Raw genomic sequence first — 17604 nt, forward strand, 5'->3', positions numbered from 1 at the left:
GGTAGACTGTAATAAATAAAAATGATGAAGTTACATTGAGTTACAATTGGTTTCAGTTTGATGTGGTTTGCGTTATTAAAATACAAACTGAAACTGCAATGTATATTTATCTGTCATAGACTTATAATGCGGATTATTAACTTGTGTTGGTGCTGCTTTTTAGCGGCTAAACAAGTTGTGATCTTCCCTCCAAATTCAATATTCCCCCACCTTCGAAAGCAGCAATTTATGACCCGCTGGGTTATATTCTGATGGTCAAAATAAACAAACCTGAAGCGAAAGCGTTTGGATGAAATATCATCCAGATAAATCGTTCAGGGAAGACGATCCATTCAGGAGCATACACACATGATGAAAAATGCGTTTTCTAATCTGCAAAAGGTTGGTAAATCGCTGATGCTGCCAGTATCCGTGTTGCCAGTAGCAGGTATTCTGCTTGGCGTCGGTGCTGCAAACTTCAGCTGGTTGCCAGAAATTTTCTCCCAGTTGATGGAGCAAGCCGGTGGCTCAGTATTTGGCCAGATGGCCCTGCTGTTCGCCGTGGGCGTGGCACTGGGTTTCACCAATAACGACGGCGTGTCCGGTCTGTCTGCCATCGTTGGCTACGGCATCATGACCGCCACCCTGAAGGTGATGGCGCCGGTGATGGGCGTTGAAAGCATCGATACCGGTGTGCTGGGGGGTATCCTGGCCGGTGGTGTGGCTGCCTGGGCGTTCAACCGTTTCTACAAGATCCAGCTGCCCGAGTATCTGGGCTTCTTCGCGGGTAAACGTGCCGTACCCATCATCACCGGTTTCCTCTCCATCGGTCTGGGTGTGATCCTGTCCGTGATTTGGCCGCCAGTGGGTGGCGCTATCGGTGCCTTCTCTGACTGGGCTGCCAACCAGAACCCGGTTCTGGCCTTCGGTATCTACGGCGTGGTTGAGCGCTCCCTGATCCCGTTCGGTCTGCACCACATCTGGAACGTACCTTTCTTCTATCAGGCGGGTACTTGCGTCAACGGCGCCGGTGAGACTGTTCACGGTATCATGACCTGCTTCCTGACTGCTGATGAGGCGTCCCGCGCTGCCGGTAACGGCTTCGGTCAGCTGGCTGGTGGCTACCTGTTCAAGATGTTCGGTCTGCCTGCTGCTGCGTTCGCCATTGCTCACGCTGCCAAGCCGGAAAACCGCGCCAAGATCGTGGGTATCATGGCCTCTGCTGCCCTGACCTCTTTCCTGACCGGTATTACCGAGCCGATTGAATTCTCCTTCCTGTTCATCGCGCCGGTACTGTACGCAATCCACGCGGTACTGGCTGGTCTGGCCTATGTGCTGACCAACATGCTGGGTGTGGTACATGGTCACACCTTCTCCAACGGCTTCATCGACTTCGTGGTGCAATCTCCGCGTGCCGACAACATGCTGCTGCTGGTAGGTCTGGGTCTGGTTTACGCTGGTATCTATTACGTCGTATTCAGCTTCGTTATCCGTGCCATGAACCTGAAAACCCCGGGTCGTGAAGACGAGACTGCTGAAGAGACCGTTGGTCAGGGCAAAGACGAGATGTCTGCTGCGCTGGTTGCCGCCTTCGGTGGTAAAGAGAACATCGCGTCGCTGGATGCCTGCATCACCCGTCTGCGTGTTGGCGTGAAAGATGTCGCCAAAGTTGACCAGGCTGGTCTGAAGAAACTGGGTGCTGCCGGTGTGGTCGTGGCGGGTTCCGGCGTCCAAGCCATCTTCGGTACCAAGTCCGACAACCTGAAAACTGACATGGATATCTGGATGAAGAGCAACTAATCCTGTTGCCTGCATAGCAGAGTTCTTGAAGAGGGAGGCGCAAGCCTCCCTCTTGCTATTTGCGTGAGCCTGCCTTGGCGGTACGGCTTGGATAGCCGAAGCAATTGGTTTGCCTGGGATGTGGTTTGCAGGAGCCCAGCTCCGGCTAGGATGGATACATAGCGTGTGTGGCTCACTGTATTGAACCGCTTTTTCGCAAATTAAGGGCTTAACGTGTCTGCCAATAAAAAGAGCGCCACCCGGGCGCTCCTTTGTTGGAAGTGGAGGGGGTTAGAGTTTCTCCAGATCCCGCTCGATTTCGCTGATCTTGTTCTGCACCACTTTTTCCAGATGGCGCAGGTCGCGCAGGATCTTCTGCTTGATGTCCGGGTCGGCCTGCAGATGGACGCCCTGGGTCAGGTTGTCGAGCTCATCCACCACATACTTGAGGTTGGCGTTGATCTCGGTGACATCCTTGTACTCATGGGTGCCCGAATTGACCAGCATGGTCTTGCGCTGGCGGGGATACTTGAATTTGACACTCTTGGCGAAGAACTCGCCCTTCTGCTTCTTGAAGTAGATCTTGAGGATGTCGTGGTTGGCCTCCTGGCGCAGGGTATAGCTATCCACTGAGGTGGGTTCCTGGATCCCCAGGCTCTTGAGATTCTCGTACATCGGGCTTCCTCGGTGTGAAACGATCCTGTCATCTCTATCTTAACCGAAGCCTCATGGCTTGCCTGTGACAGGGGCGCCAAAATCAAAAGGGCGCCATCAGGCGCCCTTTGAAATCACAGCAAAACCGCTTACTCGTCGATGGAACGCAGCAGGGCGTTGATGCCGACCTTGGCACGGGTCTTGGCATCGACCTTCTTGACGATCACCGCTGCATAGAGGCTGTACTTGCCGCACTTGGAGGGCAGAGAGCCGGAGACGACCACGGAACCAGCCGGTACGCGGCCGTAGTGGATCTCGCCGGTTTCACGATCATAGATACGAGTGGACTGGCCGATAAAGACCCCCATGGAGATGACGGAACCCTCTTCGACGATCACCCCTTCAACCACTTCGGAGCGGGCACCGATAAAGCAGTTGTCTTCGATGATGGTCGGGTTGGCCTGCAGCGGCTCCAGCACGCCGCCGATGCCGACGCCGCCGGAGAGGTGAACGTTCTTGCCGATCTGGGCGCAGGAACCGACGGTGGCCCAGGTATCGACCATGGTGCCTTCATCAACGAAGGCGCCGATGTTGACATAGGAGGGCATCAGCACGGTATTTGGCGCAATGAAGGAGCCTTTGCGGGCGGTCGCTGGCGGTACTACGCGTACACCGGCGGCCTTGAACTGCTCTTCGGTGTAGTTGGAGAACTTGAGGGGAACCTTATCGTAGTACTGGGCGTCATCGCCCTTGATGATGCCGTTGTCGTTGATACGAAACGAGAGCAGTACCGCTTTCTTCAACCACTGATGGACAACCCACTCACCGGCGATTTTCTCGGCAACACGGGCCTTGCCGGAGTCCAGCAGCTCGATGACTTGCAGGATGGCGGATTTGGTAGCACTGTCCACAGCGCTTGGGGTAATGGTGTCGCGGCGCTCGAAGGCCGCTTCAATGATCTGTTGCAACTCGGTCATGACAGGTTTCCTTTAAAAAATTCTGTCTGTTGTATCACACTTTTCCGACTGTTTTTAAGGGGGGGATCGGAATTCTTCCGGCCAGCGGCCATTTCTTCGCCCTGTGTGCGCCAACCATTTGTTTGGCATGGCAAAAAACGCCAGACAATCAGTGTCTTTCGAAACACTTTTCGCTTAATCCAGCACCGAGTGCTGGGGGTTGAGCTGGTGCACCAGCCGCTCTTCCAGCTGCTGTTGCTGCTCGGCGGTCAATGGCTCGCCATCCAGGCTGGTCAGGCTGAAAAAGTCCTCGACCCGTTCGCCGAAAGTGGCGATCTTGGCAGCGTGCAGCGACAGACCGCACTGCTGGAACACGGCCCCGATCCGTGCCAGCAGGCCCGGGGTATCGAGGGCGGTCAGCTCCATCAGGGTGTAGCGGCTCTCCCCTTTATGGGGTGAGGAGCGGGGCAGAAAAACGACCCGGGTCGGCACGCTGAACTGGCGGTGGCGCCGTGACAGCGGCTTGTTGCGCAGTACCAGCTTGCCCGGCTCCTGCAACGCCTTCTCCAATGCCTTCTTGATGGTGGCTGTGCGGTTGGGGCTAATTGGGTCACCGTTTGGCTCCAGCACCACGAAGGTATCGAGCACATAGTTGCTGCGCGAGTTCATGATCTGGGCGTCGTGGATATTGAGGTTCTTCTGATCCAGCGCGGAAGCGACGGTGGCAAACAGATTCGGGGTATCGCGGCAGTAGATAAACACCTCGCTGCCGCCACGGGTCGGGTGTTTGCCGATGATCACCAGCGGTGCCGGGTTATCGCCGTGCTCGATGATGTGGCGACAGTGCCAGGCGATCTGTTCCGGGCTGTGGCGCAGGAAGTAATCGGCCTTGAAATCGGCCCAGAGCTGGTTGATAGCCTCTTCCGATACATCCCGCTGCGCCATGAACTGCTTGGCCTGACGCTGGTTTTCACGAATGCGCAGCCGCATGTCGGGCGGATTCTCCAGACCCTGGCGCAGCGCCTTCTGGGTGGCGAAGTAGAGCTCGCGCAGCAGGGTGCCCTTCCAGTCGTTCCACAGGGTGTCGTTGGTGGCGCAGATATCGGCCACGGTGAGGCAGTAGAGCAGGTCGAGGTGCTGCTCGTCGCGCACCTTGTGGGCAAAATCGGTGACCACGTCGGGATCATAGATGTCGCGGCGCTGGGCGGTGACCGACATCAGCAGATGATGGCGCACCAGCCAGGCGACCAGCCGGCTCTCGTAGCGATCCAGACCATGCAACTGGCAGAACTCCAGCGCATCGACGGCACCGAGCTCCGAGTGATCGCCGCGCCGCCCCTTGGCGATGTCATGGAACAGGGCGGCGATGCTGAGCAGCTCCGGTTTGCGCAGCCGGGTGAAGACCTCGTGGCAGAGCGGGTGGCTCTGACGGTTGGCCGGATTGGGGAACTGATGAATGTTCTTGAGCAGCCGATGGGTGTGCTCATCGACAGTGTAGGCGTGGAACATGTCGAACTGCATCTGGCCGACAATAAGGTTCCATTGCGGCAGGTAGGCGGCCAGGATGCCGTATTTGTGCATCAGGGTGAGCGGCAGGCCGATGCCGTTGGGGTGGCGCAGCAGCGCCACGAACAGGCGACGGCACTCCGGCAACTCCTGCAGCCAGCAGTTGAGCTTGCGGCGCGCCTCGCGCAATTGGCGCAGGGTGGCCGAGTGGATGCCGGCTATCTCGGGATGTTGGGCCATCTGATAGAAGAGGCGCAAAATGGCGACCGGTTCACGGCTAAACAGCTCCGCATCCACCGCATCGATGAGGCGGCCACGGAGCTGGAACTCGTCACAGAGGCGACGCACATCCATGGCACTGTTGCCGAGGATCGCCTCGTCAAACAGCTGCAGCAGCATTTCGTTGAGCTCGGAGACCCGCCGCACCGTTTGGTAGAAGCGCTTCATCATCTGCTCGACCGGGGTGTTGCCTTCCCCCTCGAACCCCAGCATCTGGGCCACGGTGCGCTGGCGATCGAACAGCAGGCGGTTGTCCCCCTTGTTGATGGCCATGTGCAGGGCAAAGCGCACCTTCCAGAGGAAGTTCTGGCAGTCGAGCAGCTCGCGGTACTCGGCGCGGTTGAGAAAGCCGTGGCTGGTCATCTCGAACAGGGTGGTGGCGCCGAAGTGGCGACGGGCGACCCAGGCGAGGGTTTGAATATCGCGCAGGCCGCCCGGATTGCTCTTGAGGTCGGGTTCCAGCGTGTAGGCGGTGCCGAGAAACTGCTGGTGACGCTCTGCCTGCTCCTGTCGTTTGGCGCGAAAGAAGGCTTCGCTCGGCCAGAAGTGCTGGGGGCCAGTGGCCTCCTTGAGCTGCTGGAAGCCCCCCTCGCGGCCGGTGATATAGCGCGCCTCGATGAGGTTGGTGGCCACCGTGATGTCGGCCTGGCCCTGCTCGATGCACTCCGCCACGTTGCGTACCGCCTGGCCCACTTCCAGCTTGAGATCCCACAGCAAGGTGATGAACTCGCCAATGCGTAGCCCCAGCACCTCGTCCAGTTCGTCGCCGTCATAGAGGATCAGCAGGTCGATGTCGGAGTGGGGGTGCAGCTCGCCGCGGCCATAGCCTCCTACAGCAATCAGCGTGAGATCCGTCTTGTCGAAGCCAAACTTCTGCCACAGCCGGGTCAGCAGCTGGTCCATATATTCGGAGCGGGTAGCGACCAGCTCGATGATGTTGTCACCGGCATCGAAACGGGCGTGCAGCCAGCCGAGAAAGCGGCTCAGGTACTCTTTGCAGTTGTCGCGGGTGAGTAGATCGTCGGGTAACAGATGGGGGGAAATCAGGCTGGCGTCCATGGCATCTCACACACAAGTGGCAGGCATCTGGCTGAAACAGGCAGTAAAAACCCCGGCGCGTTGGGATATCAGGGCCGGGGTTCGATGTTAGCTGTGTTTGATGATGCGGTCGATAGTGTCGTCGGGGCGCAGGGTCAGTACCTCGCAGCCATCATCGGTCACCAGCAGGGTGTGCTCCCACTGGGCGGAGTCGCCGCCATCCTTGGTGGTCACGGTCCAGCCATCCTTCGGATTGACCTTGCAGTGATACTTCTTGCTGTTGACCATGGGCTCGATGGTAAAGCACATGCCCGCTTTCAGCGCCAGCTTGCCGCTGTTGCGGTAGTGGAGGATCTGCGGCTCTTCATGGAATTCGGCACCGATGCCGTGACCGCAATAGTCACGCACCACGGAGAAACCGGCCTTCTCGACAATGGGCTGGATCACCGCACCGAGCTCGGTGATGCAGGCACCCGGGCGCACCTTCTTGATGGCCGCGTAGAGGCTATCCTGGGCTACCTTGCAGAGCTGGCGGCGCAGCGGGGTGGTCTCACCCACGATGAACATGGCGGAGGTGTCGCCGTGGTAACCATCCTTGATGACGGTGATATCCAGGTTGACGATGTCGCCATCGCGCAGCTTCTTATGGTTCGGGATACCGTGGCAGATCACATCGTTCACCGAGGTGCAGATGGACTTGGGGAAGCCGTGGTAATTGAGCGGAGCCGGCACCGCTTGCTGCACGTTGACCATGTAGTCGTGGCAGAGGGTGTTCAGTTCGTCAGTGGTGACGCCAGCTTTGACATGGGGCGCAATCATGACCAGCACATCGGCGGCCAATTGGCCGGCAACGCGCATCTTTTCAATCTCTTCCGGTGTCTTGATTTTAATGGACATGGGATCTCTCTTACGGCCTGCCGCTGGGCCGGTGAGGGCCGACAGGACAGGTAATGAAAAATAGATGCGTTTGCAATCAGGGCAAAATTTTATCCGCAACCCCCGTCTACTTCCAGTGTGATTGTCATCACAACGTCAAATCGCCGCCACAACATCCTCTGGCGGGATCCCTATTTACACCTGTTTCGGGTGTCGGCCGGTGGTATCCCGAGCAAAGTTATGGTATAAAGCGCGCCGGAATGGGGAACTTGCGTCCACATTTCATCACCCTTAATCAATAACACACACACATCGACACATATACCGGGGTGCCTTAACAGGTCGGTTATATGGGATGTGTGGAGGCCTAACCCCATACAGAGGTATAAAATGGCTAAAGTTTCTATGCGCGACATGCTGCAAGCCGGCGTTCACTTCGGTCACCAGACTCGTTACTGGAACCCGAAAATGAAATCCTACATCTTCGGTGCCCGCAGCAAGGTTCACATCATCAACCTGGAAAAAACCGTTCCCTTGTTTGACGATGCCATGAACTTTATCAGCTCCGTAGCTGCCAAGAAAGGCAAGGTACTGTTCGTTGGTACCAAGCGTGCCGCGTCTGAAGCCGTAAAAGAAGCCGCTGAGCGTTGCGACCAGTTCTATGTAAACCACCGCTGGCTGGGCGGTATGCTGACCAACTGGAAAACCGTTCGTCAGTCTATCAAGCGCCTGAAAGATCTGGAAACCCAGAGCCAGGACGGTACCTTCGACAAGCTGACCAAGAAAGAGGCGCTGATGCGTACTCGCGAAATGGAAAAGCTGGAGAAGAGCCTGGGTGGTATCAAGAACATGGGCGGCCTGCCTGACGTTCTGTTCGTTGTCGATGCCGACCACGAGCACATCGCTATCAAAGAAGCCAACAACCTGGGTATCCCGGTAGTTTCCATCGTTGATACCAACTCCAACCCGGACGGCGTTGACTATGTCATCCCGGGTAACGACGACGCTATCCGTGCCGTACAGCTGTACCTGAATGCTGCTGCTGACACCGTACTGGAAGCTCGCGAACAGGACATCGTTGTTCAAGCCGAACAAGATGGCTTCGTTGAAGCTGAGTAATTAATAAGGACTGTAAAGCCCTTATTAACCAAGCTGATGTAATTGGTTAGCAGGGGCCCTTGTGGCCCCTGTTTCTTGTCAAATCAAGACCGAGGATACTGGACATGGCTAACGTTACTGCCGCCCTGGTAAAAGAACTGCGCGAGCGCACCGCCGCTGGCATGATGGATTGCAAAAAAGCACTGGAAGAAGCTGCTGGTGATATCGAGCTGGCAATTGAGAACATGCGCAAATCCGGTCAGGCCAAAGCCGCCAAGAAAGCGGGCCGTATCGCCGCTGAAGGCGTGATCTTTGCTCGCACCGAAGGCAACGTTGCCGTCATGATCGAGCTGAACAGCGAAACCGACTTCGTCGCCAAAGATGCCAGCTTCATGGCTATGGGCCAGAAGATCGCTGACATCGCTGCTGCCCAGAAAATTGCTGACGTTGACGCGCTCAAAGCCGCTGACTTCGGTAACGGCGAATCCGTCGAGCTGACCATCACCAACCTGATCGCCAAGATCGGTGAGAACATGAACCTGCGTCGCGTGATGCTGGTTGAAGGTGACAACCTGGGTACCTACGTTCACGGTTCCCGCATTGGTGTTATCACCAAGCTGACCGGTGGTTCTGCCGAGCTGTCCAAAGATCTGGCCATGCACGTTGCAGCCAACAGCCCGCAATTCGTCAAGCCTGAAGATGTGTCTGCTGAAGTCGTTGCCAAAGAGCGCGAAATTCAGATCGACATCGCCATCAACTCCGGCAAGCCGAAAGAGATCGCCGAGAAGATGGTTGAAGGTCGCATGAAGAAGTTCACCGGTGAGGTTTCCCTGACTGGTCAGCCGTTCGTGAAAGATCCTTCCATGACTGTTGCCGAGCTGCTGAAGAAAGAAGGCGCTGACGTTGTCTCCTTCACCCGCTTCGAAGTGGGCGAGGGCATCGAGAAGCAAGAGACCGATTTCGCTGCTGAAGTTGCAGCTCAAATCGCGGCCGCTCAGAAGGCCTAATCGAACCGGTTTTTCCGTTTCCCCAGACCGCGACTTATGTCGCGGTCTTTATATGACCAGGAATCAGTGACATGAGTACCAATCCCAAACCTGCATACAGACGTGTTCTTCTGAAGTTGAGTGGTGAAGCCCTGCAAGGATCCGAGGGTTTTGGCATTGATCCAGCGGTGCTGGAGCGGATGGCCCAAGAGATCAAAGAACTGGTTGAGTTGGGTGTTCAGGTCGGTCTGGTCATCGGTGGCGGCAACCTGTTCCGTGGTGCCGGTCTTGCCAAAGCGGGCATGAACCGCGTGGTGGGCGACCACATGGGTATGCTGGCAACCGTGATGAACGGTCTGGCCATGCGTGATGCCCTGCATCGTGCTTATGTGAATGCCCGTCTGATGTCTGCCATTTCTCTGCAGGGCGTTTGTGACTCCTACAGCTGGGCCGAGGCCATCAGCCAGTTGCGTGCCGGCAAAGTGGTGATCTTCTCTGCCGGTACCGGCAACCCCTTCTTTACTACCGATTCTGCGGCCTGCCTGCGCGGGATCGAGATCGAAGCCGACGTGGTACTCAAGGCCACCAAGGTCGATGGTGTATACAACGAGGATCCGGTCAAGAATCCGGATGCCGTGCTGTATCATGAACTGAGTTATGATGAGGTTCTTGAAAAAGAGCTCAAGGTAATGGATCTTGCTGCCTTTACCCTGGCACGTGACCATGATCTGCCGATCCGCGTGTTCAACATGAACAAACCGGGCGCCCTGCGTCGGGTTATCATGGGGGAGCCGGAAGGTACTCTGATCCACCACGTTGGCAAGTAAACGTGGGTAAGTAAGATAACGGCAAGCTGCAAGGCGCTCTTATCCTATCCATCACGTCAGTAAATAAGATAGACACGGGCCGTGTAACGGCTCGTTCGCCAAAAGGAAAACCACTGTGATCAACGAGATTAAAAACGACGCCAAGGACCGTATGGGCAAGAGCGTTGAAGCGCTCAAGACCCAAATGTCCAAGATCCGTACCGGCCGTGCTCATCCGAGCCTGCTCGACGGCATCCAGGTTGAGTACTACGGTGCGGCCACTCCGCTGAAACAGTTGGCCAACGTCGTGGCAGAAGATGCTCGTACCCTCTCCATCTCCATTTTTGACCGCTCCATGATCCAGGCGGTCGAGAAGGCGATCCTGACCTCCGATCTGGGCCTGAACCCGTCCAGTAATGGCCAGACCCTGCGCGTGCCGTTGCCGCCGCTGACCGAAGAGCGCCGCCGCGATCTGACCAAGATCGTCCGTGCCGAAGCGGAAAACGCCCGTGTTGCTGTGCGCAACATCCGTCGTGATGCCAACGCCGATTTCAAAGCGCTGCTGAAAGAGAAAGAGATCTCCGAGGATGACGATCGTCGTGCCCAGGAAGAGATCCAGAAGCTGACCGACGCCTTTGTCAAGCTGGTCGATGAGGCCCTTGCCGCAAAGGAGAAGGAGCTAATGGAAATCTAAGCGCCTGAAAGGTATATTACGAGCGCCGTGTAGTGCCCCTGCACGGCGCTTTTGTCTTTGTGGGAGAAAACCATGTCGCTTTTGGCTGCGTTGGGTGATTGTGCCAACTCGTCTTTACCCCGTCACGTCGCCATCATCATGGATGGTAACGGTCGCTGGGCCCAGAACCGTGGCAAGATGCGGGTTTATGGTCACAAGGCGGGCGTCAAGGCGGTGCGCGAGGCGGTGACCTTTGCTGCGCGAGCCAAGATCGAGGCATTGACCCTGTTTGCCTTCTCCAGCGAGAACTGGCGCCGCCCGGAAGGGGAGGTCAGTGCCTTGATGGAGCTGTTCATTACCGTGCTGGGCCGAGAGGTGCAGAAACTGCATAGTCACGGGATCCGGCTCAAGGTGATTGGCGATACCGCTCGCTTCAGTGAGCGATTGCAGGCAAAAATCACCAAGGCAGAGGCGTTGACCGCCAACAACAAGGGGTTGACCCTGAACATAGCGGCCAACTATGGCGGCCAGTGGGATATCGCCCAGGCGGCGCGCAAGCTGGCCAAAGCGGTCGCTGCCGGTGAACTGGCCGCTGACGACATTGATGAGTCCATGCTGACCCGCGAGGTTTGCATGGCCGATCTGCCACCGGTGGACCTGTTGATCCGTACCGGCGGTGATCATCGCATCAGCAATTTTGTGTTATGGCAGCTCGCCTATGCCGAGCTCTATTTTACCCCGGTATTGTGGCCCGATTTCAACGAGGCCGAGTTCAGTGAGGCCGTGGCCTCCTTCGTGGCCCGCGAGCGTCGCTTCGGTTGCACGGGTGAACAGATACGGGAATTGATCGCCGAGCAGCAGACCGGCTAAACCCCGCTCCCAAGAGAGAGGTTTCTTTTGCTAAAACAACGAATTATTACTGCTTTGATGTTGATCCCCCTGGTGTTGGGGGCGCTCTTCTTTCTGCCATTGAAATTTTTTGCCCTGTTGGCATCTTTGGTATTTCTGTTGGCCAGCCGCGAGTGGAGTGGCTTTGTTTCTGCCAAGCCGCAGCAGTGGCTGCCGCTGGTGTATTGCCTGCTGCTCGGTGCCAGCTTGTTCTGGCTGCCGGTGGAGCAGCTTTGGACCCCCCACCTGAATCCGCTGGTGATAGGAGTGCTTTGGACTGCTATCAGTTGGTGGCTGCTTGGACTGCTGCTGGTGCTGCGCTATCCCCGGAGCGCCAAGCTGTGGAAAGACTCCATCTGGCTCAAGTCCCTGTTTGGTCTGGTGACGCTGGTTCCCTTCTTCTGGTCTCTGGTGGCCATCCGTGGTTACAACTTTTACCATGATCCCATGATGGGGGCCTGGATCCTGTTGTTCGTGATGGGGCTGGTCTGGGCGGCAGATTCTGGCGCGTATTTTTTCGGCAAGGCATTCGGTAAACACAAGCTGGCGCCCGCGGTCAGTCCGGGCAAAACCATCGAAGGGATGTGCGGCGGCCTCTTTACCGCCAGCTTGCTGGCCATCGGCGTCACTTGGTGGATGGGTTTTGTGCCTGTCAAGATGGGTATAGTGCTGTTTTGTTCCCTCTTGGCTGTGCTGGCCTCCGTACTGGGTGACCTGACCGAGAGCATGTTCAAGCGCGAAGCGGGTATCAAGGACTCCGGCACCCTGCTGCCGGGCCACGGTGGCATCCTCGATCGGATTGACAGCTTGACCGCCGCCCTGCCGGTGTTTCTGCTCAGTTATCTGCTACTCAGTCAGGAGTTTTGATGCACAAGTCACTGGTTATTCTGGGGGCCTCCGGCTCCATTGGTCAGAGTACCTTGAAAGTGCTGCGCCATAACCCGGGCAGTTGGCAAGTGTTGGCGTTGACCGCTGCCCGTAACGTGGATGCCATGTTGCGGGACTGTCTCGAATTCTCCCCCCGTTTTGCCGTGATGGTCGACGAGAATGCCGCCCGTGAACTGGCTGCTCGTCTGAAGGCGCACGGTAGTGCGACCCGGGTCATGTCTGGTTCGGCGGCCCTGTGCGACGTGGCCGCTCACCCCGATGCCCATAGTGTGATGGCGGCCATCGTCGGTGCCGCTGGGCTTGCGCCCACCATGGCGGCAGTGCGGGCCGGTAAACGCATTCTGCTGGCCAACAAGGAGGCGCTGGTGATGTCCGGTGCTTTCTTCATGGAGGCGGTGCGAGAACATGGTGCCGAGCTGCTGCCCATCGACAGCGAACACAATGCTATTTTCCAGTGCCTGCCGACCGCTGTGCAGCGCACGCCCGGTTTTTGCGATCTGGCTGGCGCGGGGATCAGCAAGATCCTGCTGACCGGTTCTGGCGGGCCGTTCCGTTTCACCGAGATCAGCGAGTTGGCCAGGGTGACGCCGGCCCAGGCCATTGCTCATCCCAACTGGTCGATGGGAGCCAAGATTTCGGTCGACTCCGCCACCATGATCAACAAGGGGCTGGAGTACATAGAAGCGCGCTGGTTGTTCAATGCGGCCCCCGAACAGATCCAGGTCGTGATCCACCCGCAGTCGGTGATCCACTCCATGGTGCAGTACAAAGATGGCTCCGTGCTGGCCCAGCTTGGCAATCCGGACATGTGTACCCCCATCGCCCATGCACTGGCTTATCCCAACCGCATCCCCTCCAGTGTGGAACCTTTGGATTTCTTCAGTGTCGGAGAGTTCAGCTTTATCCGGCCTGATTACGATCGCTACCCCTGTCTGGCGCTGGCCATCGATGCCTGCCAGAAGGGACAAGCTGCGACCACCGCGCTCAATGCGGCCAACGAGGAGGCGGTTGCCGCCTTCCTGGCCGAACGCATCGGTTTCATGGATATTGCCCGGATCAACGAGGCGGTGATGGTGGCGCTGGAGAGCTGTGCCGTCGGCTCCCTCGATGATCTGTTTGCCCTGGACGGTACGGCAAGAGCCCGTGCTCACACTTTAATTGAGGAGCTTGGCTGATGGGCGGTGTGTTGTGGAATATCGGTGCCTTTATCGTTGCGCTCGGCCTGCTGGTTGCGGTGCATGAGTTTGGTCACTTCTGGGTGGCCCGTCGTTGTGGCGTCAAGGTGGAGCGTTTCTCCATCGGTTTTGGTAAGGCGATCTGGCGCAGGATGGGCAAGGATGGCACCGAATATGTGCTGGCCCTGATCCCGCTCGGTGGCTACGTCAAGATGCTCGATGGCCGGGTTGATGAGCTCAGACCCGGTGACGAGCAGTATGCCTTCAACCACAAGAGTGTCTGGGCGCGGATGGCCATTGTGGCCGCGGGCCCCATGGCCAACTTCGTCTTTGCCCTGTTTGCCCTCTGGCTGATGTTTATTATCGGGGTGCCGAGCGTCAAGCCGGTGATTGGCGAGGTGCGTCCCGCTTCCATCGTTGCCGAGGCGGGCGTGCTGCCCGGCATGGAAATCGTCGGGGTCGGTGATGAGCCGACCGGTGACTGGGAGAGTGTCACCTATGCCCTTATCAGCCATCTGGGGGATAAGTCGGTGACCCTCAGGGTGCAGGCGCCCAATACCAGCTATGCCACCGACAAGACCTTGTCGCTGAGCGGCTGGACCTTCGATCCGGATAAAGAGTCGCCCATCGGCAGTCTGGGGATCGTCCCCCTGAGTGGTAAAGTGCTGCCTGTGGTCGCCTCCGTGGTTGCCAAGAGTGCCAGTGAAAAAGCGGGATTGCAGGTGGGAGATCGCATCAAACAGGTCGGCGATCAGCCAATCACCGCCTGGAGCGAGTTTGTTGAACGGGTGCAGCAGGCACCGGGCGAGCCCTTGCAAGTGGTGGTGGAACGCAACGATAGCGATCTCAACATGACCCTGACCCCAGATAGCCGCAAGGTGCAGGGCAAGCTGGTTGGATTCGTCGGTCTCTCACCGCAACTGGTTCCATTACCTGATGAATATCGAATTCTGTTACAGTATGGGCCTTTGCAGGCGCTGTGGCAGGGGGCCAACAAGACCTGGAGCCTGATCACACTCACCTTTGACATGATCGGCAAGCTGGTCGCTGGCATAGTGTCGCTGGACAATCTAAGTGGCCCCATCTCCATTGCCAAGGGGGCCGGTAGCAGTGCTGACTATGGTCTGGTCTATTTCTTGAGTTTTCTGGCGCTGATCAGCGTCAACCTGGGGATTATCAATCTATTCCCCCTGCCGGTGCTCGATGGTGGCCATCTGGTCTATTTCCTGATAGAAGCGGTCACTGGCAAGCCGGTATCAGAGAAAATACAGGAAGTGGGTTTCAGGATCGGCGCCGCCATTCTGATGTTATTGATGGGCATTGCGCTGTTTAACGATTTCGCTCGCCTCTGAGGCCAGAGCATCAACAAGGACACATAAGAACAAAATGGCTGTTAAAAAAGCATTGGTGTTGAGTTGCCTGCTGGGTGCCAGTTTCCTGGCCCAGGCGGCCCCTGCCTCTTTTGTGGTGCAAGATATTCAGGTCGAAGGTCTGCAACGGGTGACCCTGGGTGCCGCACTGTTGAACCTGCCGATCCGGGTCGGTGATACCGTCGACTCCGTGGCGTTGGCCAGCGCCATCAAAAAGCTCTATGCCTCGGGTAACTTCGAGGATGTGAAGGTTTACCGTGACGGCCAGGTGCTGCAGGTGATGGTCAAGGAGCGCCCAACCATCTCCAGTATCGAGTTTGCCGGCAACAAAGATATCAAAGAGGAGCAACTGACCCAGAGTCTGGAGTCCTCCGGTATCCGTATTGGCGACCCGCTGGATCGCACCGTGCTCACCTCCCTCGAGAAGGGGTTGGAAGATTTCTACTACGGTGTGGGCAAATATTCCGCCAGGGTCAAGGCCATCGTCACCCCGCTGCCGCGCAACCGGGTTGACCTCAAGTTTACCTTTGTCGAAGGTCAGGCCGCCAAAATCCAGCAGATCAACATAGTCGGCAACAGCGTCTTCCCGGAAGAGAAGCTGATCGCCCAACTCTCCCTGCGTGATGAAGTGCCCTGGTGGAACTTCACCGCCGATCAGCGTTACCAGAAGCAGAAGCTGGCCGGTGACATCGAGACCCTGCGTTCTTACTACATGGACCGCGGTTATATCCGTTTCCAGCAGGATTCCACTCAGGTCTCCATGACGCCGGACAAGAAGGGGGTCTATGTCACCCTCAACATCAAGGAAGGGGAGCAGTACAAGGTCTCCGGTGTCCAGCTCAAGGGCGATCTGATCGATCGCGCTGGCGAGATGAAGGGGCTGATCCCCATCGAAGCGGGCAGCACCTACTCTGCCAGTCAGGTCACCCACACCGAAGAGATGCTCTCCAAGTTCCTCGGTCGTTATGGTTATGCTTATCCGAAAGTGGTGACGTTCCCGCAAATTAACGATCAGACTAAAGAAGTCGAATTGATCGTTAACGTTGAACCGGGTCCCCGTGTCTATGTGCGCAATATCAACTTCAGCGGCAACGCCACCACCCAGGATCAGGTGCTGCGTCGCGAGATGCGTCAGATGGAAGGTACCTGGCTCTCCTCCGATAACATCGAGCAGTCCAAGACCCGACTCAACCGTCTTGGCTACTTCGAGAGCGTTGAAGTGGATACCAAGCGGGTACCGGGCAACGATGATCTGGTTGACCTCGACTTCAAGGTCAAGGAGCAGCCGGCGGGCTCCATCAACGCCGGTATCGGCTACGGTACCGAGTCAGGTATAAGCCTGCAGGCGGGGATCTCCCAGGACAACTTTATGGGAACCGGTAAAAAGGTTGCCATCAATGCCAGCACCAATGACTACTCCAAGAACGTTGATCTGAGCTACAACGATCCCTACTTCACCGTTGACGGTGTCAGCCTGGGTGGCCGGGTCTACTACAACCAGTTCAAGGCCGATGATGCGGATATCGTCGATTACGAGAACGAGACCATCGGTTTCCGTCTCTCCAGCGGCTTCCCCGTTAACGAGACCAACAGGTTGGATTTCAGTACCGGTATTGAAAATACCAAGCTGAGTCGTCCCGAATTCAATGACAAGAACTATCGGGAGTGTTTAGAAGACCGCGGTGATGATAATGATTACGACTACTGCTGGGATCAGTGGAACGATAACCGCCAGTCGGTACAAATGGATGAGTTTTGGGATCTTTACTCAAAAAATGGTGACGACCTTGATTTCGTGACCATTGATGTGACCGCAGGCTGGACCCGCTCCACCCTGAACAAGGGGATGTTCCCGACCGCGGGTAACCGCCAGCGTGTCAATGCCAAGGTCACGGTGCCCGGTCAGGATCTGCAGTACTACAAGCTCTCTGCCGAAGATGCCCACTACTTCCCGCTCGATGCAGATCACAGTTGGGTGATGATCGGCAAGGGGCGCGTCTCCTACGGCAATGGTTATGGCAGCGAGTCCATGCTGCCCTTCTTCGAGAACTACTATGCCGGTGGTTTTGATACGGTACGTGGCTTCAAGAGCAACACCATTGGCCCCAAAGCCATCTACAAAACCTACATCAAACCAGGCTCAGGGACTTGTACTGGCGATAAACCTTGTGAGACCGGTAGCTACGAAGGTTCTGATACCGCGGTTGGCGGTAATGCCCTGGCGGTAGCCTCGGTCGAACTGGTCTTCCCGACCCCGTTTGTTTCCGAGACATACCGTCCGCAGATCCGTTCTACCGTCTTTATCGATGCCGGTTCGGTCTGGAATACCGAGTTTGCCAATGGCGACTATCCCTGTGCTGACGGGGAAGACTGTGATTACCAGAGTCAAGATTACTCGGACCCGGCGAATATCCGGATGTCTGCCGGTGTCTCCCTGCAGTGGCTCTCGCCGATGGGCCCGCTGGTGTTCGCCCTGGCCAAGCCAATCAAGAAATATGACGGGGATCGCACCGAAGTCTTCTCCTTCAACATTGGCCGTACCTTCTAAACAAGATTCCCCCCACTCACAAGGTGGGGGTATTTAATGATGGGTTGCGCTGTATGCGTGACTCACCAGGTAACAAGATGGCCCTCACGCCGCTTGCATAATCGG

General features: G+C 57.0%; 14 protein-coding genes. 10 read left to right on the plus strand and 4 right to left on the minus strand.

Features of this window, described 5'->3' with window-relative positions; all coding sequences use genetic code 11:
* Nucleotides 1-348: 348 nt before the first annotated feature.
* Nucleotides 349-1779, plus strand: a complete 1431-nt coding sequence (gene ptsG, locus BN1125_RS03395) for a PTS glucose transporter subunit IIBC (RefSeq protein WP_042010677.1) — start codon at nucleotides 349-351, stop codon at nucleotides 1777-1779.
* Nucleotides 1780-2049: 270 nt separating this feature from the next.
* Here ptsG and BN1125_RS03400 read toward each other — a convergent pair whose 3' ends face one another.
* The 4 genes from BN1125_RS03400 to map all read right to left on the minus strand — a co-directional run bounded on the left by BN1125_RS03400 (nucleotide 2050) and on the right by map (nucleotide 7088).
* Nucleotides 2050-2433: a DUF3461 family protein gene (locus BN1125_RS03400; RefSeq protein ID WP_042010678.1), complete on the minus strand. Its 384-nt coding sequence runs from the start codon at nucleotides 2431-2433 to the stop codon at nucleotides 2050-2052.
* 128 nt (nucleotides 2434-2561) lie between these two features.
* Nucleotides 2562-3389: a 2,3,4,5-tetrahydropyridine-2,6-dicarboxylate N-succinyltransferase gene (gene dapD, locus BN1125_RS03405; RefSeq protein ID WP_042010679.1), complete on the minus strand. Its 828-nt coding sequence runs from the start codon at nucleotides 3387-3389 to the stop codon at nucleotides 2562-2564.
* A gap of 174 nt (nucleotides 3390-3563) precedes the next feature.
* Nucleotides 3564-6212, minus strand: coding sequence for a bifunctional uridylyltransferase/uridylyl-removing protein GlnD (glnD, locus tag BN1125_RS03410; protein ID WP_042010680.1), 2649 nt, complete (start codon nucleotides 6210-6212; stop codon nucleotides 3564-3566).
* A gap of 87 nt (nucleotides 6213-6299) precedes the next feature.
* Entirely contained in the window at nucleotides 6300-7088 is a 789-nt protein-coding gene (map, locus tag BN1125_RS03415; protein ID WP_042010682.1) for a type I methionyl aminopeptidase, read from the minus strand.
* Nucleotides 7089-7457: 369 nt separating this feature from the next.
* On the opposite strand from map, the gene rpsB reads away from it, so the two are divergent.
* The 9 genes from rpsB to bamA all read left to right on the plus strand — a co-directional run bounded on the left by rpsB (nucleotide 7458) and on the right by bamA (nucleotide 17499).
* Nucleotides 7458-8186, plus strand: coding sequence for a 30S ribosomal protein S2 (gene rpsB / locus BN1125_RS03420; protein WP_042010683.1), 729 nt, complete (start codon nucleotides 7458-7460; stop codon nucleotides 8184-8186).
* A 104-nt stretch (nucleotides 8187-8290) separates the two neighbouring features.
* Complete coding sequence (gene tsf / locus BN1125_RS03425) at nucleotides 8291-9172, plus strand: translation elongation factor Ts (protein ID WP_042010684.1); 882 nt, start codon at nucleotides 8291-8293, stop codon at nucleotides 9170-9172.
* Between the two features lie 71 nt (nucleotides 9173-9243).
* On the plus strand, nucleotides 9244-9978 hold the full coding sequence (pyrH, locus tag BN1125_RS03430; protein WP_033137947.1) for a UMP kinase: 735 nt from the start codon (nucleotides 9244-9246) through the stop codon (nucleotides 9976-9978).
* A gap of 115 nt (nucleotides 9979-10093) precedes the next feature.
* Nucleotides 10094-10651, plus strand: coding sequence for a ribosome recycling factor (gene frr, locus BN1125_RS03435; RefSeq protein ID WP_042010686.1), 558 nt, complete (start codon nucleotides 10094-10096; stop codon nucleotides 10649-10651).
* A gap of 72 nt (nucleotides 10652-10723) precedes the next feature.
* Entirely contained in the window at nucleotides 10724-11500 is a 777-nt protein-coding gene (uppS, locus tag BN1125_RS03440; protein WP_042010687.1) for a polyprenyl diphosphate synthase, read from the plus strand.
* A gap of 27 nt (nucleotides 11501-11527) precedes the next feature.
* The gene (locus BN1125_RS03445; RefSeq protein WP_042010688.1) at nucleotides 11528-12385 is read left to right on the plus strand and encodes a phosphatidate cytidylyltransferase; all 858 of its coding nucleotides are present in this window, start codon (nucleotides 11528-11530) and stop codon (nucleotides 12383-12385) included.
* A complete protein-coding gene (gene ispC / locus BN1125_RS03450) occupies nucleotides 12385-13581 on the plus strand; it encodes a 1-deoxy-D-xylulose-5-phosphate reductoisomerase (RefSeq protein WP_042010689.1) in 1197 nt (398 codons plus the stop codon). The genes BN1125_RS03445 and ispC overlap by 1 nt, the downstream gene beginning before the upstream one ends.
* Entirely contained in the window at nucleotides 13581-14933 is a 1353-nt protein-coding gene (gene rseP, locus BN1125_RS03455; RefSeq protein WP_042010690.1) for a sigma E protease regulator RseP, read from the plus strand. The genes ispC and rseP overlap by 1 nt, the downstream gene beginning before the upstream one ends.
* A gap of 34 nt (nucleotides 14934-14967) precedes the next feature.
* A complete protein-coding gene (bamA, locus tag BN1125_RS03460) occupies nucleotides 14968-17499 on the plus strand; it encodes an outer membrane protein assembly factor BamA (RefSeq protein ID WP_042010691.1) in 2532 nt (843 codons plus the stop codon).
* The last annotated feature ends 105 nt before the right edge of the window (nucleotides 17500-17604 follow it).

Source organism: Aeromonas fluvialis (genome assembly GCF_000819885.1).
In the GTDB taxonomy this organism is placed as follows: domain Bacteria; phylum Pseudomonadota; class Gammaproteobacteria; order Enterobacterales; family Aeromonadaceae; genus Aeromonas; species Aeromonas fluvialis.